Genomic DNA, 19162 nt, shown 5'->3' with positions numbered 1-19162 from the left:
GGCAGGGCTAAACCGGGACGACAGCGCTAGTCCGACGGCTCGGCCGACCACGCGCCGTCCATCTCCCAGACGTCGAGCGACGCGACCGTCGCCCGACCGCCCTCGGCCGATAGCGAGATACCCGTCGCGTCCTCGCTGGTCGGATAGACGCGAGTGGTCAGACAGTGGCGCTCGTTGGCGAACACTTCGACGACGGAGCCGTCGACGAACACGCGAAGCGAGAGCGGCGAGTCGTACGGCGTCACGCCCATCCGCTGGGTGGCGTTGGTCGCCTGCGGGTCGTGACTCGCGCGCGCCCGGTCGACCGATATCTCGCTGGTGTGACTGTATCGGATAGGCGTGTACTCGTCTCGGCCGGGCGTCTCCAACACGGAGAGTTCGACGCGCTCGGCGTCTTCGAGGCGAATCGTCGCGCGGAGTTCGAAGGTCTCGCTCTCGACGTCGAGCGTCTGGCGGTCGCTTCCGTCCAGACGGAGTTCGTCGTGGTGGGTATTGGCCCCGCGGAGGTCTTTGAGTTCCGGGGCAGGTCGCTGGCAGAGACCGCCGTCGTCGGCGAGTGCGAGTTCGCGGGGCAGTGACATCGCGCCCGACCACCCGGCGTCCCACTGTGCGCTCACGTCCCGCGCCTCGGGAATCCAGCCCCACGTGAGGATGCGGCCGTCGTCGGTCCACATCGACTGGGGGGCGTAGAAGTCGCCGTGGTCGAGTTTGTCGCGGTGCTCGGCGTCGAACTTGCCGTCCTCGTAGGTGCCCAGAAAGTAGACCACGTCCTCGTAGTTCGAGACGTGCAGCAGTTGCCGCTCGCCGAAGTCGAGCAGTTCGGGGCACTCCCAGACCGTGCCGGCGGTGTCGCGGTCGCCGGTCAGGATGGGGCCGCGGTACTCCCAGTCCCGCAGGTCCTCGGAGACGTACAGCAACGCCGCGCCGCCGCCGCCCTCCATACCGGCCCCGATCAACTGGTGCCAGACGCCGTCTTCGCGCCAGACGCAGTGGTCGCGGAACTCCCCGTCCCAGTGTTCGGTCTGGAGGACCTCGGGTTGGGTCGGCATCTCCTCGATGACCGGATTGTCGGAGTCCTTGCGCCACGCAGTCAGACCCTCGTCGACCGCGGTGGCGATACACGGTAACTGCTTTTTGTCGCGACCGCCGGTGTAGAGTATCGTCGCCGTCCCGTCGTCGTCGATCGCACAGCCGGACCAGCAGCCGTCGCGGTCCGGGCCGTCGGGCGAGGGCGCGAGGGCGACGGGTTCGTCCTCCCAGTGTACCAGGTCGTCGCTGACCGCGTGACCCCAGTGGATGGTGTTGTGGAACGGTCCGGTCGGGTTGTACTGATAGAACAGGTGATATCGGCCATTCCAGTGAATGAGGCCGTTCGGGTCGTTGAGCCAGTTGGCTGGCGGGGTGACATGATACGTCGGTCGATGCGGGTCGTCGGCTAATTGCTCGCGCATCTCCGAGAACGCCTCGACGGACTTCGGCCGTCCCGAGAGCGGGACCGTCTCACTGCTGGCCAGCGCCGCGAGCGCGTTCGAGACGAGCGTCTCGCGGTTCCCGCGACAGATGTCGTGCGTAGGCTGGCGAAAGGAGACGGCCGACCCGATGCCGAGAACGTGGCCGTCGCCGGGTTGCCACGAGACGGTCGACATCTGTTTGACCACGTCCGTGGTTCCTCGGGCCGTACTGGCTAATAGGTCGCCCTCCATCGGCGCGACCGTCTCGTAGCGGGCGTACGGTGCTGTCACACCGGGGCCGCGGGTGTGGACTCTGAGCGTGTCGAACCCCTCCGCGATGGGGTGGTCTGCGACCAGCGCCTTCCACAGCGGCCCGATCGGCTCGGAGACCTCCTCCCAGCCGACGGCGTCGGGACCGACGGCGTCGAAGCCGAGTGGTTCGACGGCCGCCATTGCACCGAGGGTCAGCAAGAGCGACCCGCCGCCCCGCACGAACGATGCGAGCGCGTCCCCACCGTCGGCGAGCCGCTCCGGCTCGATTGCTCCGTCGCGGTGCCACCAGAGAACGTCGTACGCGGTCGGCTCGACCGTCGAGAGCGAGACGCGGTCGACATCCGCGAACGCGCCCGCACACCACTCGTACGCCGCGGTCTGCTCGTCGGAACACGAGTCGACGAAGAGACAGCCGACGCGCAGCGACTCTACCATTGGCGAAACTCACCCTCTCAAATATAAAAGCATTCGGCAATCGTTCGTGCTCGTTCGTGCACACATCTGCTCGGCCGCCGAAAGCTGGCGTCGCCACTGCGGAAGGAAGGTGGCGAAAAGAGGGACTCAGGCGAGACGCGCGCTTCTGGCCGCGGACTTCCAGTCGATGACCGTGTCGTGACAGACGGGGCAGACGAACTCTGTCAGTTTCGTCGTCTCGTCGTTGTACGTCATTCGAGTGTCGCAGTTCGGACAGTTCATGATTGATAGTGATACTTACGCGGCTATAAACCTTGCTTCCGTTTGCCCGCTATCGGTCGGGTTTCGTCCGGCAGTCTGACGTTCTGTGCGTCGATGATAGCGGCGAGACTCGCCCCATCGAACAGGCGCACGTCGGCGTCCGACGAGAGCGGCGTGACGTTCGCAGGGAAGCCCAGCGCAGTCGCGAACAGTACCGCGTCCACTTCTGTCTCCTCGGCGAGCGACTGGCATCGCTCGACGTGGTCACTCGCCACGCCGTCGGTCGTCGAACGGTGGACCACGACGCCTAACGCATCGCCGTCACGCGTCGCTCGCAGGTCGAACGGCGATTCGGACCCGGTAGCGCCCGTCTCCCACGCCGTCTCTTCGAGAACGTTGGCGACCACGTCGACGAATTGGTCCCCGTCCAGTGTCCGGAGACGGTCAACTGTCGAGACTGACGCTTCGTCCGGTTCGGAGCGCAGCGGTTCGGTGGCGTCCGACGGTGGGCGGATGGCGTCCTCGATCGCCGTTGGGCCGTCGTCGGATGGCTCGCCGAGCGTTCCCGAGGCCGCGTAGTCGGGGTCGGCCGATGTCTCGATGCGGTCCGGGACGGTCTCGTCGCCGTTCACCAGTGCCTCGGTCCGTTCGAGTCGCTGTTCGAGTGCGTTCTGCTCTGCCTCCAGATGAGCCACCGCGTCGGGATAGCAGTCGCGGGCCGTCACGAGCGCCGCCTCGAACGCGTCGGCGGCGGCCGCAAACTCTTCGAGGGCGACCTCGGCCTGTCCAGCGTCGCTATACCAGTCGCCGGCGCGCATCGCATCGACAGCGACGGTTCGCTGGGTCGCCGTGAGGTTCTCGGCGACAGTGCCGAGACGGTCCCGAATCGTCGCCGTATCGCCCGCGAATCGCCTGTTCTCAGCCCCCCAGTCGATCTCCAATGCCGTCCGGTAGTGGGTCATCGCCTCGTTCCAGTGCGCTATCGCGTCCTCGGGGTCGTCTGCCGCGACGGCGGCCTTGTCAGCCGTGACGGCCTTCCGGAGCGGCGACTTCTCGAGGTGGTCGACGATACGGTCTAGGCGGTCCCGCTCCTCGCGTATCCCGTTCACGTCGTCGATTGCGGTGTGGTCGAGCGCGAGCGCCGCGTCGTACTCCTCTCGGGCGCGCTCGTAGGCGTCGTAGGCCGCCTCGTACTCGCCCTCACGCCAGCGCGTCTCGCCGTCGTCTGTCGCCACGCGAGCGCGACCGACGTGTATCTCCGCGAGCGTTCGCACGCAGCGGGCTTCGAGGGGGTCGACCCGCTCTTGCAGCGCTGTTCCGCTGTACTCCGCGGCGAAGCGGAACGCGACACCTCGCGCCGTCTCGGTACGGTCTCGTGCCTGCTCGACGGCCGAAGCCGCCTCGTCGTACCGGCCCGCTTCCCGATGTTCGGTCGCCGTCACGAGCAGTTCCGTTGCTCTGTCGAACTCCGACTCGACGCGTCGCCAAGCCTGTGAAGCCGCATCGAGGTACTCGGCGACCGCTTCGAGCCCGTCAGTCGCCGTCTGAATCTCTACCGTCGAGTGCCCCTCTCGAACGACCGTGAGAGAGCCGCCGCGGAGTCCCGTTTCCCACTCCACTTCGTCGATGTCCACGAGCGACACCGCTACCTCTCGGTCCCCCGATTCGTCGCCAACCAGCACGAGAACGCGCCGGTCGGTAACCACCGCGATCGTCCGATAGCCCCGACCGGGCCGAACGGTCTCCGTGGCTTCGGCCGTTTCGACGATCACCCCGCGCTTGCGGTTCGTGAGAACGAACGCCGGCGTCTCCTCGGCTTCGAGAACCGCTGCCGCCGCCCGGTCGTGGAGGTAGCCCCCCGAGAACACGCCTCCCGAGCCGGTCTGCGTGAGCAGCGAGGGGAGATCGCCCTCGTAATTATTTATTTTGATAATCTCGCCCATCATCGCAGTTTACAGCGTCGAAAGACTTGATACCTACGTATAGATTCTGATATTCTAGTGTAGGATTTATGGAAATACGGAAGCAACGGTTCCGATATCGTTCGAGGTCCGCTCTGTGTCTCTATTTCCCTCGTGTGTTCGATCCTCTCGAACGGCAGACATCCGTCTGACGGACATTTAGGTAGGACGGGAAATTATTCTGTCACATGCCACGCGTAGGGTTGTACGGGGCGAGCCCCGAGGAACGGTCGTCTCCTGGCATCGACATTCGGATAGATACCGAGGTATTCGCCGTTCTCTCGAACGGACGGGCGCTGGAGCGGTTCGGGCCGCGCCCGACCATCGAACAGTGGCTCGACTGCTGGGGCGGGAACGCCCGTTAGCTGTTCTCGACGAGCCGGGCCGCGATGCGCTGTGCGCCGACTGTAGGCGCGACATCGGGCTGCTCGGCGGCGGTTGCCTCGATCTCGCGGTTCAGTTCCTCGCTGAGGCGCGCCTCGAACTCCTCGACGATACCGGGGATGCAGGCCATCCCGCCGGTGAGCACGATTGGACGGTCCAGTGCCAACTGGTAGACCTTCATGTAGTCGTTTGCCAGTTCCGGCAGGAAGGTGTTGGCGAGCTCGTCCACCGCGTCGTCGAGATACTCGTCGACTGCGTCCATCACTGAGCGCTCGATGGTGAACTCGTGGGTGCCGCCGCCGGGCTGCTGGATGATATCAGTGAAAGGTTCGAACTCCACGAAGTCGGCGTGTTCTTCCTTGTACTCGCGGGCGGTCTGTGTGTCGATGTTGACCCGTCCCTGGGTCTCCTCCTCGACGTAGTTCGCGATCATCCGGTCGACTTCGTTGCCGGTGACCGCGCCGGTCGTGAAGGGCGCTAACTGCTCGCCGCGCCGATAGGCGGAAGCTTCCAAGTTCGTCGAGCCCATGTTGACCGAGATGAATATCTCGTCGATGGCCTCTAACTCCTCGCCGAAGGCGGGGATGGAGCCACACAGCGACTCAGGGTAGCTTTCGACGAGGTCAAGGCCGATAGAGGACTCCTCGATGACCGCCCGGAGGTTGTCCAGCCCGGCGGGGTTGTCGATAGTCGGAATGGCGTAGACGACGCCGCTGTCGGCCGGGATGTCGTTCTCCTCGATGAGCGCCTCGAAGAACTTCTTGGTCATCTCCGCGCGGTCCTCGTCTTCGGGCAGTCCGGACCGAAGCATGTACTGGACGCGATCGGGGTACTCGCGGGCTGCCTCCTCGCCGTAGAGCACCTTCTCCTCGCCGGTCAGGGCGTCCTCGTAGGTCGCCATGCAGGTCAGTGTCTTGATGATTCGGTTCTCGGTTCCGTGGTCGTCGGGTAGGGCGATGACCGTTCTGGTGCTGCCGAGTTTCACACCCACCGGCACCGACCGGCCGCTGCCGGATGCCGCGTCGGCTGCGTCGTCGTCACTCATGTTTCCCGTCTTATCCCCGCCTCGATATATAACCTCTCGTCAAGAATCAGCGTTGATAGTGACCACCCGCTGGCGGTTCTACGTCATCGCAGCCAGTTTCGCAACGTACACCAGACTCAGCATGTGATCGTCCACGCTGAGGTCGTTGCTGTCGTTGGTCGCCGACTCGTCGATCCCCAACAGGTAATCCGAGAGGTCCGACTCGACATCCTCGGTAATCCAGTCGATAGATTCGTAGTAGGCGAGTGCCTCGTCAGCCCCCTGATAGCCCGAGTGCATCAACAGGAACTCCAACCACTCGAAGACGACGAACTCGGCGGCGTACGTCTCGGGCAGCGTTCCGAGATAGGGCTTTTCCTGGCTGTCGCCGGCGAGAAACGGAAGTAGTTCGCGGTAGAGCCCCGACCGGAGTGAGCTGCCAGCCACGACGTCCTCGTCGCCATCTTCCAGCCCCACGTCCAGATTCGCCGGGTCGGGCATCTCCCCGTCGCCGAGGCCGTTCCCGTTCTCCCGATCGCCGCGTTGGCGGGCGATTTTCCGCAGTTCGTCCAGATCGTAGTCGCGCGGGTTGATGGTCATTACCACTTGTGTTTCAACTACATAAAGTTAAATCTTGCACCCGTCCGACGGCTGTCAGACGGCGTTCACCGGGCTCTCGCCGCCGATTCGGCTGCCGCCGCTCAGTTCCGCCGTTGATAATCGGGGGCGTATTTTTATACGCTCCCATCACAGACGTTCGCTCACTTCGACGATGAACCGGCACTCCACGTCCGATCCAGCCCGTATCTGCGTGACGAACGCGAAGGGCGGGACCGGCAAGACAACGGTAGCGATCAACGTAGCCGGTGCCCTAAGCGACCGCGGGCGGGATGTCCTCTTCGTGGACTTAGACCCACAGGGTAACGCCACGGAGGGACTGGGCCTCGCCGACGCCTACGACGCCCAGCCGCCGACGCTGTTCGACGTGCTAACGGGTGATCCCAACGGGCTCGCCGACCTCGTGGTCGAACACGAGGAGATGGACGTCGTCCCCGCCAGCATCGACATGCTACAGGCCGAACACGAACTGACCATCGCAGACCTCATCGCACGGGTCCGCACGGGGAGTCACGACATTGACCCGGCGGCGCTCTCGGCCTTTGCGCTGAACGTCACGCCGAAGATGGTTACCGGTGACCACGCGCTCGATACGCTTGACCGGGCGCTCTCGACGGTCTCGGGGTACGATTACGTCGTTATCGACTCCCCGCCGTTCTACGGCAAGCTAACCGATGCCGGCGTGTTTGCCGCGGGGAACATCCTCATCCCAGCGCTCGCAGAAGCCACCTCCGAGCGCGCCATCGAACTCCTGATGGACCAGATGGCGGCCTTAGAGCGACAGACCGGCGTCTCGGTTCGAACGCTCGGCGTCGTGGCCAACCGCATCGAGACGACTTCGGAAGACGAGACGATGTTGGAGTGGTTCGACGCGGCGTTCCCCGACAGCCCAGTCTGGCGGGTTCGCAAGCGCGTTGCCCTCCAGCGGGCGTACACACAGGGGAACTCGATATTCGGGAGCGACGAGGAATGTGACATGGCGGATGTCTTCGAGGACATCGCCGCAAATCTGGACAGGCAGTTCGGCTACACGGAGATACCAGCATGAGTGACGACGACCGTATGGACAGAGCAGAGCGCATCCGTAACATGCGCCAGGGGAACAGAACGGACGACGAGGGGACGGCGGCCGACGACGGAGCGTCGCCGGACCAAGCCGAAGAGACTGATGCGGAGACAGAGACGGACGGAGATGCAGACACAGCCGTAGAGACGGAGATATCCGCCGATACTGACGGTGACGACTCGTCGGCCGAAGCCGATGAGCCAACCGCTGCGGCGGCCGAACCGACGGCCGACGAGACGGCATCGACGGCCGACGGGACCACGTCAGCAGAGCCCGCGAGCGACGGGTCCGACACGGTCGATTCCCAGTCGGACGCGACGGCGGCCGCCGAGCGGGCCGCGGCGGCCGCCGCACAGGTCGCCGATGACGGACCTGCGACCAGTGGTGCGGGCGGAGTGCGATCCGGTGATATCGCCGCGACAGCCTCGCCGATGCAGGGACCGACCGGCGTCGAACTCCCGGACCAGCAGCTCTTAGACGAGGCGATGGCGACGGGAACCGGCGAACGCGTGGACGGGTCGGCCCGGGCGGCAATGGAAGAAGAAGGGGGGCAGAAAGAGGAGCTGGTGCGCGTTCTCGAATTCGCGCTCGGCGAGGAGTACTACTGTCTCGACATCGAGTACGTCGAGGAGATCGTCAAGCGCGAAGCGGTCACGCGCGTCCCGAACACACCCGACTACGTGGAAGGCGTCGTCGACCTCCGTGGACAGATCACGACCATCCTCGACCCCAAGCGGATGATGGACATCGACGCCGACGGCGAGAAGAACCTGATCGTCGTCTTCGACCCCGGGATGTTCGAGGAGCAGGGCGCGGTCGGATGGGTCGTCGACGCCGTCCGGCAGGTCGTCCCCGTCGCCGAGTCAGAGGTCAACGACCCGCCGGTGGACGGCGAGTACGTCAACGGCGTCATCGACCGCGAAGATCACGACCAGTTCGTCATCTGGGTCGAGCCAGACGACGCGCTCGAAGAAGCGACCAGTACGGACGACTGACGCCGTCGAATCCGCGCCTCAGATCGACAGCAACAGCGCGGTGTACCCGACGACGCCCACGACGAACGCCCAGAACCGGCTCTGGCGCTCGGCGGGCAGTTCTTCTTTGATGACGTTGAGGACAATGCCGCCCGCCAGCAGCGCGAAGAGGACCGCCAACAGGAGTTCGCTCACCTCGACGACGTAGCCGAGACCGAGACCGACGAACACGGCGACCGCGAGGGCCTACCGCCCGTATCGGCGGTACGCGCTCCCGTGGTACTCGCGGAGACCGTAGTCGTTCACGAAGAAGTGCAACGCCATGGCGACGAAGAAGATCGCGAGGGACGCGACACCGCTCTCCTCTCGATGGAGGAGCAGATAGCCGATGAGGACGTTGTAGAGCGTGAACGTCCCAATGTGGACCCAGAACACGCCGTGAGACTCTGAACCTCCCTCGTTCTCGCCTCGCGCTTTAGCCTTTCGGACGTACTGCTCGATGCCGTAAAACGCCGTGAAGCCGAGGAGTGCGATGAGATAGACGTGATGTTCCAACCGCACGAGGGCACTCGCGGTCTGGTCGATGTCCGTCCCGGCGCTCTGGATCTCCGGTAAGATGTGGACGAAGACGTAGGCGACGGCACTGCCGCCCGAGAGGGACAACCAGCGACTCCGCGGCATTACGTCCAGGAAGGTGAGCCGACCGGCGAACAGGTGGACCAGCGCGAGACCGAGGGCGAACGCCGCCGGAAGGAACGTACTGAGTTCGGGCACGGATAGTTACGCGTCGTCTCGCCGATCGTCCGATTCAGCCACGTCCACTACGTCGTCGGGGAGTTCGGCGGCGAGGTCGTCGGTCACGTCGTCGCCGATATCGATACCCAGTTCCTCGCGGACGAGGTCCGAGGCGTTCTTCCTCGCCCCGACGCTGCCGAGATAGCCCGCACCAACCGTGGTCTTCAGCGCCAGTGCGGTGCGACCGGTGAGTATCGTCGGCCCGACCTTCGCCACGGCGTCGTTGCCGACCGAGACTAACCACCCCGGCACTTCGAACCGATACTGCGTGAGACGCGGTTCGAACGCCCCGTCATCGTGATCAAGTCGGTGTTCGACCAGCGCTTCGACGTTCTCGGCGGCGACGTTAGCCTCACGGATGGCCGCGGAAGCGCTCGCGGGAACGGCCTCGCCGTTGCTGTCCACCACGCGGGCGGCGTCGCCGACAGCGAACGTGGATTCGCCCAGCCGGAGGTCGGCCCTGACGACCGGCCGCTCGTCGTCGAGCGCGCCGGGTCCCTGAATGCCGCCGGTCCAGACGAACTGGTCGTAGGGCAGTTTCTCGTCTGAGTCAAGCATCATCGCGCCGTCTGTGGCAGCCGCGACGCCGGTGCCGGTGCGGACGGTCACACCGGCGTCGACGAGCGACTCGTGAACCGCCTCCTGAAACGACTCGGGGAACGACGGGGCGACAGCGTCTAGCTGTTCGAGGAGGAGCACCTCGGCGTCGATACCCTCCTCGTCGGCCAACGCCGCCAGTTCGCCGGCGACCTGCACGCCCGAGAGGCCCGCGCCGCCGACGACGACCCGGTCGTCGTCGCCGAGAGCGAGGAAATTAGTCCGAATCTCGCGAGCGTGGTCGAGGCGCTTCAGCGGCGTCCCGTGTTCGCGCACGCCCGGGAGGTCGTAGAAGGCCGTCTCCGCGCCGAGACACACCGCGCCCACGTCGTAGCTAAGCGTCTCCTCGTCGCCGTCCGTGGGTGCCAGCGTTGCCTCGCCGTCGTCGGCGTCGAGGTCGGTCACCGACGCCTGGCGAACCGCGCAGTCGAGCACCTCGTCCAACTCGACCGTGATGTCGTCAGCCAGCGACGGTCGCCGGACGACGCGATGGAGTTCGTGCTGGACGAGGTGGTCGTGTTGCTCGTCGACGACGACGAGGTCCGCCTCGTCGGGCAACGATCGTTCGAGTTTCCGAGCGAGTGTGAGGCCGGCGTACCCGGCACCGAGAACGGCGACACGCATGGCCCGAAGTTCGGTCCGGAGCGGGATAGTCCTGTTCCAGCCCAAGCGTCAAAATTGGGAACTTAGAACAGCGCCTCGTCTTCGTCGAGGACGCGGGCGGGTCCGCCGACGCCCCAGACGCGGGTGTCGACGCCGCAGTCGGCGACCGTCTCCTCGACCCGGTCGACGTATTGCTCGGTGGTATTGATGTAGACGCTCGCGCCGGTGTCGACGGAGAAGTACACTGGCACGTCTTCCTCGTTGCGCAGTTCGCGCACGGCGTTGAATATCTCGATGGTTCGGGGTTGCCAGTACACCCATCCAGCGGGACCGGTCATCGTCGTCGCCGCCAGCGAGAGGGAGTCGTGCTCTGCCAGTTCGAACGCCCGGTCGAAGTCGGCGTCGTAGAGGGCGTCACGCATGTCCGAAATCTGGCCGTGGATGTGGGCCATCCGACCTTCGAACATGTGGCTGTCGGCCGCCTCTTTGTGGGCTGCTTCAGTCTCCTTGTAGGAAGGGACCATCCCCGCGACGATTCGCAGGTCGTCTTCGAGGTCGGTCTCGATGCGTTCGCTCCGGCAATCCTTGTCGTTCATCCCCGTCCGCAGGTGCGAGAACGCCCCCGTGACGGCGCGGGCTGCGGAGGAAGAGCCACGGCGGGCGACCGTCGAAATCTCCGGGCGGGTCATCTCCAGACCGGCGGCCTCGACCAGCGCCATCGCGGCGGCGGCAAAACCGGAGGAAGAGGAGCCAAAGCCGATGTTGGTCGGGAAGTCGTTCGCGGACTCGAAGCGGACCGCGTGGTCGATTCCCGCCAGCTCGCGGACGTGCTCGACGACGGCGTCGATGCGTTCGGCTCCCCGGCCCGTGACCGTCTCCCCGTCGATGACGTAGCTGTCACCGTCGAGGTCGGGGTCGAACTCGGCTGTCGTCTTCGAGTGACTCGGCGCGGTACAGACGGAGATGCTGTCGTGGTACGGGAGTCGGAGTTCCTCGTCTCGCATCCCGTGGTACTTGACCAACCCCTGAATCGGGTGGGCCTTCGCGGTTGCTTTCATACCTCACCCTTCCGGGCCGGTCACTTTGCTATTGCGAACCCACGCGACCGCGCGTCACCTCACACCTCCTCGATTTCGGCGTCCGACGCGTTGGACTTCACGCTCCGGATGCCCTGCTTAGCCTTCGCCTTGCTCGTGTACCCCTCGCCGCTGTCCGCGACGATGTTCCCGTTCGAGTGGCGCAGTCGCCACCGCCAGTCGCCGGCCGAGTCCGTGTAGAGTTCGAACGTCGCTGTCATCGCCGTGTGAGAGGTGACCGTCGTACAATAATCTGTGGGACAGGCTGACGGTGGCCTGCTGACTGGTCCCTATCGGAGGCCGCCAGCGCCGCCGTCGGCGTCGGGGAGGTCGTACGCTTCGGCCGGCAGGCCGAGTTCTTCGAGCGCCGCCTCTACGTGCTCGTCCTTCGCGTAGTCCGCTCCGTCTTCCTCGCGGAGACGCTGGGCGATGGCCATCACCTCACCCCGACGGTCGTCGGGGATGTCGTATCTGTCGGCCGCTAGTTCGACCAGTAGCCCGTTGTGGTCCCGGGTGTACACCGAGTGGAAGATCCCCCGGTCGAACTCGCTGAACTGCCGTCCAGCCTCAGTCAGTGCCTCGCGCATCTCGCGGAACTTCTCGGGGTCGACGCTGACAGAGATGTGGTGGACGCCGCCGACCGTCGGTTGGACCGGCCGCGGGTCCGAGGTCCGGTCGCCGACGAAGAAGGTCAGGATGCGACCGTCCCCGGCGTCGAAGAAGAGATGCGTCGAGTCCGGGTCGTCGAGGTTCGGCTGTCGCATCACCAGCGGCATCCCCAGTAAATCTCGGTAGTACGCGATCGTGTCCTCGGCGTTGCTACCCACGATAGTGAGGTGGTCTGTCCCAGTCGTGTGAATCGGGCTATCCGGAAGGTCGCTGCTCGTCGGCAACTCCGCTGCGTCCGGCTGTTGTGACATACCCTCCTTAGAGAACCGACGGATAAATGCCCACGCCCGGCTTACTCAAGCCCCCAGTGCTCGCGGGCTTCTGAGAGCGTCTCACCGGCGATATGTCCCTTGTAGCCGAAGATGTCTTGATAGCCGCACTCGGACATGAGGATCGGGACGAACGCCTCCTCGGCGACCAGTTCCTCGCCGTCGACGGTGGCCCAGACGGTGCCAGTCGGCACTTGCTCGAAGTTCTTCACTTTCAGCTCGTACACGTCGCTACAGGTGGCATGGGGCGAGGCGCTCGCGGGCTTCTCGACGGCGCTGTCCTCCTGGTAGAACGTCGGCGCGGCGTCGTTGACGACGCCCGGAAGCGCGTCGTGGAGACGGAGGAACGCCTCGATGAACAGGACGCCGGACTCGGTCGCGGCCTCGGTTCGCTGTTGGCCGGTCTCGACAGTGACGACATCGCCGAACCGGTTCAGTGCGCCGTCGACAGCGTCGGTCGTATCGACCACCGTCGGCGTGGGCAGTCTCGCCGCCGTCTCCACCGCTCGCGGGAACTCGCGGGAGACCAGCGCGATTGGGTCCACTTGCGAGTGGGTCGCATGCAGGGAGAGCGTCGGCGTCTCGCCGACGACATCGAGCAGTTCTGCTGCGAGTCGTCGTTCCCGGTCGTCACTGTCTCGGTCGCCCGGAAACACCCGGTTCATGTCCACGTCGAGATACCGCTGGTCGGCGTCGACTGCCTCCGGGTGTGCGATGACGAACTGGACCGGTCGCTGGAACTCGTGGCCCGCGTCGAGGACTCGTTCGACGGCGTGCACGCCGCTCGGTTCGTCGCCGTGGACGCCGGCGACGACGGTCACGGCCGGGTCGTCGTCCGGACCACGCGTCCTGACGTCCGGAGAACGTGTATCAGACATCGACATGCAGATGGTCGGCGTCGATCGTGAAAAGTCGTTCGTGGGACTCAGTATTCGGGGTTCTCCTCGCGGACGCCCTCGCGCTTGTTGACCAGTCGCGCGAGCGTGAACAGCGCGTCCGAGAGACGATTGAGGTAGACGATGGCCGTCTCGTTGACGCCCGCTTCCTCGGCGGAAAACGAGACGGCGCGGCGCTCGGCCCGCCGACAGACCGCCCGCGCGTGGTGCAGTTTCGCGCCGGGTTCGGACCCGGACGGCAGGATAAAGGACTGAAGCGGGTCGAGTTCCTCGTTGGCCTCGTCGACGATGTCCTCGATCTCGTCTACGTGGTCCTCGGTAATCCGTGGGTCGTCTTCGTCGGGCTGCGGGTTAGCGAAGTCAGCCTGCACGATGTGGAGGTGGTTCTGTATCTCCCGGAGGTGTTTGTCGATGTCGTCGTGCCCGGTAGGGCGGACGACACCGACCAGCGCGTTCACCTCGTCGACGGTACCGTAGGCCTCGATGCGCCGGGAGTCTTTCGACACTCGCTCCATGTTCCGGAGGTCGGTCTGTCCCTGGTCGCCCCGGCCAGTGTAGATGGGCATACCCGAGATGGGCATGCCACGGCCTTATAGCCGGGGGCGGCCGGTTCGAGGCCGCCTCAGAGCCGTCGCCGGACTTCCGAGAGGGCCGCCGGCGAGAGGTCCACGTCCGCGAGGACGGCGCGTCGCCGCTCCTCGTCGCCGTGGCCCGCGACGAAGCCGTTGAGACGAGCGGCCACCGTCGATTCGACGAACGCCGGACCGTACAGCGATTCGAGTTCGTCGCTCACGACGGGCGTCGAGCGGAGTTCGTACTTCTGGTGGTAGGCTTCGGCAGGATAGAAGCCGTCGAGTGACTCGATTTCGGTCTGGACGGCCTTTCCGGTTCGGTCTTCGAGAGCTGCCTGCGAGGCGGTTGCGGCCTCGCGCTGTTCGCCGTTGTGAGCCAATACGATGCCGCGGTACTGTCGCTTGTGCGGGGCGGAGAACGGACTGTGATTCTCCCAGAACACGTCCAGTAGGTCCTCGTAGGAGCGCTTTTCGGGGTCGTATGCGACCTGAACGACCTCGGTGTGGTCGCCGAGCGAGTAGTAGCTGGGGTCCGTGTCGTCGCCGCCGGCGTAGCCGACGCGCGTGCGAACGACGCCCGGCATCGCGCCGAACCGGGCGTCGGGCCCCCAGAAACAGCCCATGCCGAACGTCGCCGTCGCCGTTTCGCTCGGCGAGATGGCCTCGGCGTCGAGTGAGAGCGCCGATGGCCGCGTCGGGTCAGATGCCATACGTTCGCTCGGTGCCCCGTCGGTTTGCCTGTTGGGGTCTCCCCGCCCGCGAAACCGGGAGCTTCAATTGGCCGCGCTCGAAACCAGCGTCCATGAGCCTCGAACTGGAACACTACTGCCCGGAGTGTGAGGAGTACCGTGACTTCTGGAAGGTCGCAAGCACGACGATGCACCTCGGAACGAAGGTCAAGTGGCACTGTCCGGAGTGTGACTACGGATTCGTCCGTATCGACGGCGAAGTCGACACCGGTCAGGCCGCATAGACGACTCATACGGACTGCCGTCGCTATTTTCCGGGCGACCGGACGCGGTTGCACGATCGTTCCGGTTCGGACTACCGCAGTCCGTATCAATAGCCCTACAGAGAGTTCTTAGCAGCCGTTTTAGGAGTGGTTATCGATGCCACGCGTAGAGGCAATGAGCACCGAACCGGACTGGGTGGCGGACGACACCCGCACTTCTCCAGAGCGCGCCGACGTGGAACTGTCCATGACCGTGGTGCAGTACACCGACGGACCGGACCGCTGTACCGTCTATCCGCCGGGCCTGTCCGGCGTCGCTCGGATGTCGACGTGGCTCAGCGCCGACCGGTCGGCGTTCGTCGACCTGGATGGGATGCAGTGACAGAGGTATTTTACGCCAGTAGCGACGAAGGCTAGTCGATGACCGTGGAGGTACTAGTGGTGGACGAAGACCGGGACGTACTCGAGATCGTGGGGACCTTCCTTGCGCGCGAAGACGACCTCGAAGTGACGATGGAAGCCGACCCAGAGACGGCACTGGAGATGGCACTGTCGGGCGAGTACGCCGCCGTCGTCAGTGACTACAAGATGCCGAAACTCGACGGTATCGAGCTCTGTACGGCGATTCGAGAACACGACGGGACGCTCCCCTTCCTGCTGTTCAGCGCTCGCGAACCCGAAGACGTGCAGCCCGAGGCCGAGGAAGCCGGTGTCACCGGCTTCGTCCAGAAAGGGACGGGGACCGAACAGTACGATGTCCTCGCCGACCGGGTCCGAGAGTCGGTCTAGTCGTCCGCTCGGGGGAGTGTAAGCGTCACGACCGTCCCAGTTTCGTCCGTTCCGTCGAACGTCACCGTCCCGCCGTAGGACTCCGTCATCCAGACGACGAGCCAGAGCCCCAGCCCGCTGCTGTGGCTGAGTTGCGTGATCGGTTCCTCACCGGTCAACACGTCGAGTTCGTGGGCCGGAATCCCCGGCCCGTCGTCCGCGACCGTGACTGTCACTCGTTGTTCGGTCGTCGCGATGTCTATCGAGAGGGCGGGGTCCGAACCCGCGTGCTCGACGCTGTTGTTCAACAACTCCTCGACGACTCGGGTGAAGCGGCCGTCGGCCGTCCGGGCGTCCGTCTCCGGAACGTCCATCTCGACGGTCACACCGTGGTTGCGCTCGTAGGTGTCCACGAGCGACGTGACGGCATCGACGACGGGGACGGGCTTGTTCCCGGCGTCGTCCCGCCGGATAGAACGCTCTATCTCGCGGGCGCGGTCACTGAGCGCGGCGACGTCGGCGGCCTTCTGCTGGAGACGGTCGAGCAAGGAAAGGTGGTCCTCGTCGGTGAGGCGGGTAGCCAGTTCGTCGGCGAACCCCATCACCACCGTCAGGTCGTTACGGAGGTTGTGCCGGAGGACGCGGTTGAGTACCTCCAGTCGGCGCTCGCGCTCTTTCTGGTCGGTGATGTCAGTGTAAATGCAAAAGCCCCAGACGCGCCTGTCGTCGCGGCGGTACGGGATACCCCGAAAGAGGAAGTCGCGGAAGCCGTCGGCGGTGCGGCGGCGAATCTCGGCCGTTCGAACCGCCTCGTCGCCGTCGAAGTCGGTGAGCCGTGACGCTTCATCGCTCGCTGTCTCGGTCGGTGGCTGGACGAGTTCGTCGAGACTCTCGTCGAGGACCGCTGTGTGGTCCAGCCCGAATACCTCGGTGAATGCGGGGTTCACGGAGCGGACGAGGGGCTGGTCGTCGCTGACCTCCGTCTCGGCGACGGCGTCGGGGAGGTTGTTGAACAGGTACGAGAAGCGGTCCCGTTCGTCTCGCAGGTCCTCGCGGGCCTCGACGAGTTCGGTTCGGTCGCGGACGACGCCGACGGTGCCACGGAACTGGTCGTGGTCGATGAGCGACACCTCGACCTCTGCGGGACGCTCCGCGCCGTCGGCTGTCACCAGCGAGGTTTCCAGTTGTCTGCTCGTCTCTCCACTGTCCGCCTGCATCTCGCGGATGTGGCGGTCGAAGGTCGCTACGTCTTGCTGGTCGAGGAAGTCGCTCGGGTGTTCCCCGAGCATCGCCTCGCGTTCGAAACCCAGCCACTCGGCCAGCGGTTCGGTAGCGAGCTGGAACGTGCCGTCCTCGTCTAGGACGTACACCATGTCACGGACGTTCTCGACAACGGCTTCGTATCGTCGGAGATCATCTTCGCGTTCGACGCGGGAGAGCGCCGCCGCCGCGTTCGAGGCGAGAATCTCGGCGACCGATACGTCCGCCTCGTCGAAGGCCGCTTCCTCGGTCGTGGCGACGCTCAACACGCCGTGGTCACCGATGGGAACGTACATCGCGGCGTTCGCGTTTCGGTCGTCGTAGTTATCCACGTGGTCGAAATCATCGACACGGACGATTTCGCCGCGCTGGAAGGCCCCGCCCGGAAACGCTTCGTCGGCGTCGTATATCGGGCGGTCGGGCATCCCGTCCGTCGAAGCGACCGGATACAGCGTCTCCGCCTCGTCATCGTACAGCCTGACGAGATTGAGGTCGAATCCGAGTTCGGACTCCGCGGCTTCGACGACGGTCTCCGCGACCTCGGTTTCGGTGTGGGCGTGCATCAGTGACCGCGTCGTTTCGAGCAGGCCGGAGAGCTTTCGGTCGCGTTCCTTCTGGTCGGTGATGTCGTGGAAGTACACCGAGAGACCGTCGGTCGAGGGGTAGGCATTGACCCGGAACCACTTCTCGGCCGGCGGGTAATACTCCTCGAAGACGACCGGTTCCTGTGAGCGCATCGCCTCGCGATACGACTCGAAGAAGGCGGAGTCGGTCGCGTCGGGGAACATCTTCCAGAAGTTCTCGCCCATCACCGCTTCAGCGTCTCGGCCCAGCACCGCCTCCGCCTGTGCGTTCCAGTAGGTCAGATTCCAGTCGTCGTCCACCGCGAAGAACGCCGCGCCGATGCGTCCGAGAATCTGCTCGATGCGCCGGTTGGCCTCCCGCAATTCGAGCTCTCGCTCCTTTCGCTCGGTGATGTCGCGGATAACCCCCGCGGTCCCTTCGAAGCGGCCGTCGTCGTCCCAGAGAACGGTCATGTGGTCTTCGGCGGGGAAATTCTCGCTCTCGGCTCGCTGAATCGAGAGGTCGAACGTCTCTTCCTCGTCGCGGTCCTCGAAGATCATCTCTCGAACGATGCCTTCGGCCTTCTCGACCACTGCGGGTGATTTGATGGTCCCGGTATGCGAACCGAGTAGCGTCTCGGCCTCGTAGCCCGTGAGGGCGGTCATCGCCTCGTTGACGAAGAGGAAGTTCCCCTCGGAATCGAGGGCGTAGACCCCGTCGTCGACAGCCTCGATTATGTCCTCGTACCGCTCTAGTTCCGTCTCGCGGCGACGGCGTTCGAGCTCGTCGCTGACCCATTGGATGAGCAGTTCGACGAACGCCCGCTCGGCGTCGGTAAAGGGTTCCGCTCGCGGCTCCTCGTCGGCAAAACATACCGTCCCGTAGGTCTCGCCGTTGACCGATACCCGCCCCCCGAGGTAACAGGCGATACCGCCGACCTGATAGGCGGGGTGGTCGCCCCAGCCCACCGCCGCGTCGTGGATGGGAAAAAGCGTGTTACTCTTGGCGGTGTGTTCACAGTACGTCGCCGAGAGGGGAGTCGACGCGCCCGTCCTGATGAACGCGTGGTCACCGACGAGGTGTTCTATCTCGTAGGTATCGCCCTCGATACGACCGAGATATCCCAGCGAGAGGTCGAGTCGCTCGGCCCCGAGTCGCAAGACCCCCTCGATGGTCTCGGTCTCCGTTCGGTCCTCGTCCGCGGCGAGTCGGGTTAGTTCCCGGAGCGATTCGGTGGTCGATTCGACGGCGTGTTCCGGGGCCGTCGTCGCCGTGATGCTCTCGTCGGCCGCTGCGAGCGTTCGGACTCGGTTCGCCGGGTCAGTCTCACTTCGGGGGACGTACTCGGCGACGCCGCGGCGGGTCGCTTCGGCCGCTACTTGACCGTCCGGTTCCTCGGTACAGAGCAACACCGGGAGACCCGGACGGACACCGCCAATGGTGTCCAACACTCCGAGGCCGTCGAGACCGTCTTCTGGAGCGTGCTCGCAGACGAGGTAGTCGGGATCGATAGTCGACAGCGTTTCCAGGGCCGCTTCGCGCGACGTGACCGCTGTCACTGAGAGTCCCATCTCGCTCTCCAGTGAGAGCGACTGCACGCCGTCCGCCACCCGCTCCGGGCGGACGTGGAGGACGACCGGTTGTTCAGACATGTTCGAAGATATGCGTTCTCTGCGGTGGGATTACATATAACTCACGCGCAGATTATCACGGGA

At 65.0% G+C, this 19162-nt stretch carries 21 protein-coding genes; 6 read left to right on the top strand and 15 right to left on the bottom strand.

Annotated elements, in window-relative coordinates; genetic code table 11:
• Window positions 1-26 precede the first annotated feature (26 nt).
• The 3 genes from E4S61_RS13610 to E4S61_RS13605 form a co-directional block, all read right to left on the bottom strand.
• Complete coding sequence (locus E4S61_RS13610) at window positions 27-2159, bottom strand: glycoside hydrolase family 32 protein (RefSeq protein WP_135304473.1); 2133 nt, start codon at window positions 2157-2159, stop codon at window positions 27-29.
• Between the two features lie 126 nt (window positions 2160-2285).
• Window positions 2286-2420, bottom strand: coding sequence for a hypothetical protein (locus E4S61_RS26535; protein WP_268899418.1), 135 nt, complete (start codon window positions 2418-2420; stop codon window positions 2286-2288).
• 23 nt (window positions 2421-2443) lie between these two features.
• Window positions 2444-4342 (bottom strand): restriction endonuclease, encoded by a 1899-nt coding sequence (locus E4S61_RS13605; protein WP_167768499.1) that lies wholly within the window; start codon window positions 4340-4342, stop codon window positions 2444-2446.
• 206 nt (window positions 4343-4548) lie between these two features.
• Here E4S61_RS13605 and E4S61_RS25465 point away from each other — a divergent pair, with 206 nt between their 5' ends.
• Window positions 4549-4725, top strand: a complete 177-nt coding sequence (locus E4S61_RS25465; RefSeq protein ID WP_167768498.1) for a hypothetical protein — start codon at window positions 4549-4551, stop codon at window positions 4723-4725.
• Here E4S61_RS25465 and E4S61_RS13600 read toward each other — a convergent pair.
• Together E4S61_RS13600 and E4S61_RS13595 are read right to left on the bottom strand one after the other, a co-directional pair.
• Window positions 4722-5789, bottom strand: a complete 1068-nt coding sequence (locus E4S61_RS13600) for an acetate and sugar kinases/Hsc70/actin family protein (protein WP_135304471.1) — start codon at window positions 5787-5789, stop codon at window positions 4722-4724. The genes E4S61_RS25465 and E4S61_RS13600 overlap by 4 nt on opposite strands.
• 78 nt (window positions 5790-5867) lie before the next feature.
• A complete protein-coding gene (locus tag E4S61_RS13595; RefSeq protein WP_135304470.1) occupies window positions 5868-6368 on the bottom strand; it encodes a FlaD/FlaE family flagellar protein in 501 nt (166 codons plus the stop codon).
• A gap of 172 nt (window positions 6369-6540) precedes the next feature.
• Here E4S61_RS13595 and E4S61_RS13590 point away from each other — a divergent pair, with 172 nt between their 5' ends.
• A complete protein-coding gene (locus E4S61_RS13590; protein ID WP_135304469.1) occupies window positions 6541-7434 on the top strand; it encodes a ParA family protein in 894 nt (297 codons plus the stop codon).
• Window positions 7431-8447 (top strand): chemotaxis protein CheW, encoded by a 1017-nt coding sequence (locus E4S61_RS13585; protein ID WP_135304468.1) that lies wholly within the window; start codon window positions 7431-7433, stop codon window positions 8445-8447. The genes E4S61_RS13590 and E4S61_RS13585 overlap by 4 nt, the downstream gene beginning before the upstream one ends.
• An 18-nt stretch (window positions 8448-8465) precedes the next feature.
• On the opposite strand, the gene E4S61_RS26160 is transcribed toward E4S61_RS13585, so the two are convergent.
• The 9 genes from E4S61_RS26160 to msrA form a co-directional block, all read right to left on the bottom strand.
• On the bottom strand, window positions 8466-8657 hold the full coding sequence (locus E4S61_RS26160) for a hypothetical protein (RefSeq protein WP_245180728.1): 192 nt from the start codon (window positions 8655-8657) through the stop codon (window positions 8466-8468).
• A 15-nt stretch (window positions 8658-8672) separates the two neighbouring features.
• Window positions 8673-9200, bottom strand: coding sequence for a ZIP family metal transporter (locus tag E4S61_RS13580; protein ID WP_245180726.1), 528 nt, complete (start codon window positions 9198-9200; stop codon window positions 8673-8675).
• 6 nt (window positions 9201-9206) lie between these two features.
• The gene (locus tag E4S61_RS13575) at window positions 9207-10442 is read right to left on the bottom strand and encodes an NAD(P)/FAD-dependent oxidoreductase (RefSeq protein WP_135304467.1); all 1236 of its coding nucleotides are present in this window, start codon (window positions 10440-10442) and stop codon (window positions 9207-9209) included.
• 62 nt (window positions 10443-10504) lie between these two features.
• Window positions 10505-11479, bottom strand: a complete 975-nt coding sequence (mvaD, locus tag E4S61_RS13570; RefSeq protein WP_135304466.1) for a phosphomevalonate decarboxylase MvaD — start codon at window positions 11477-11479, stop codon at window positions 10505-10507.
• A 59-nt stretch (window positions 11480-11538) separates the two neighbouring features.
• The gene (locus E4S61_RS13565) at window positions 11539-11718 is read right to left on the bottom strand and encodes an HVO_2922 family protein (protein ID WP_135304465.1); all 180 of its coding nucleotides are present in this window, start codon (window positions 11716-11718) and stop codon (window positions 11539-11541) included.
• Between the two features lie 69 nt (window positions 11719-11787).
• Window positions 11788-12417, bottom strand: a complete 630-nt coding sequence (locus E4S61_RS13560; RefSeq protein ID WP_135304464.1) for a VOC family protein — start codon at window positions 12415-12417, stop codon at window positions 11788-11790.
• Between the two features lie 41 nt (window positions 12418-12458).
• Complete coding sequence (locus tag E4S61_RS13555; protein ID WP_135304463.1) at window positions 12459-13313, bottom strand: M14 family metallopeptidase; 855 nt, start codon at window positions 13311-13313, stop codon at window positions 12459-12461.
• A gap of 47 nt (window positions 13314-13360) precedes the next feature.
• A complete protein-coding gene (locus E4S61_RS13550; protein ID WP_135304462.1) occupies window positions 13361-13897 on the bottom strand; it encodes a cob(I)yrinic acid a,c-diamide adenosyltransferase in 537 nt (178 codons plus the stop codon).
• Between the two features lie 56 nt (window positions 13898-13953).
• On the bottom strand, window positions 13954-14613 hold the full coding sequence (gene msrA, locus E4S61_RS13545; RefSeq protein WP_135304461.1) for a peptide-methionine (S)-S-oxide reductase MsrA: 660 nt from the start codon (window positions 14611-14613) through the stop codon (window positions 13954-13956).
• A gap of 92 nt (window positions 14614-14705) precedes the next feature.
• On the opposite strand from msrA, the gene E4S61_RS25460 reads away from it, so the two are divergent.
• The 3 genes from E4S61_RS25460 to E4S61_RS13535 all read left to right on the top strand — a co-directional run bounded on the left by E4S61_RS25460 (window position 14706) and on the right by E4S61_RS13535 (window position 15644).
• Complete coding sequence (locus tag E4S61_RS25460; RefSeq protein WP_167768497.1) at window positions 14706-14876, top strand: DUF7838 family putative zinc beta-ribbon protein; 171 nt, start codon at window positions 14706-14708, stop codon at window positions 14874-14876.
• A gap of 136 nt (window positions 14877-15012) precedes the next feature.
• Window positions 15013-15237 (top strand): DUF7511 domain-containing protein, encoded by a 225-nt coding sequence (locus E4S61_RS13540; protein ID WP_245180724.1) that lies wholly within the window; start codon window positions 15013-15015, stop codon window positions 15235-15237.
• 38 nt (window positions 15238-15275) lie between these two features.
• Window positions 15276-15644 (top strand): response regulator, encoded by a 369-nt coding sequence (locus tag E4S61_RS13535; protein WP_135304460.1) that lies wholly within the window; start codon window positions 15276-15278, stop codon window positions 15642-15644.
• Here the strand turns inward: E4S61_RS13535 and E4S61_RS13530 are convergent.
• Window positions 15641-19099 carry a PAS domain S-box protein gene (locus E4S61_RS13530; protein WP_135304459.1) on the bottom strand — a complete coding sequence of 1153 codons (3459 nt, stop codon included), beginning with the start codon at window positions 19097-19099 and terminating at the stop codon, window positions 15641-15643. The genes E4S61_RS13535 and E4S61_RS13530 overlap by 4 nt on opposite strands.
• Between the last annotated feature and the right edge of the window lie 63 nt (window positions 19100-19162).

This window comes from Haloarcula amylovorans, assembly GCF_004681185.1.
GTDB classification, from domain to species: domain Archaea; phylum Halobacteriota; class Halobacteria; order Halobacteriales; family Haloarculaceae; genus Haloarcula; species Haloarcula amylovorans.
This window is presented reverse-complemented; position numbering and strand designations above follow the sequence as displayed.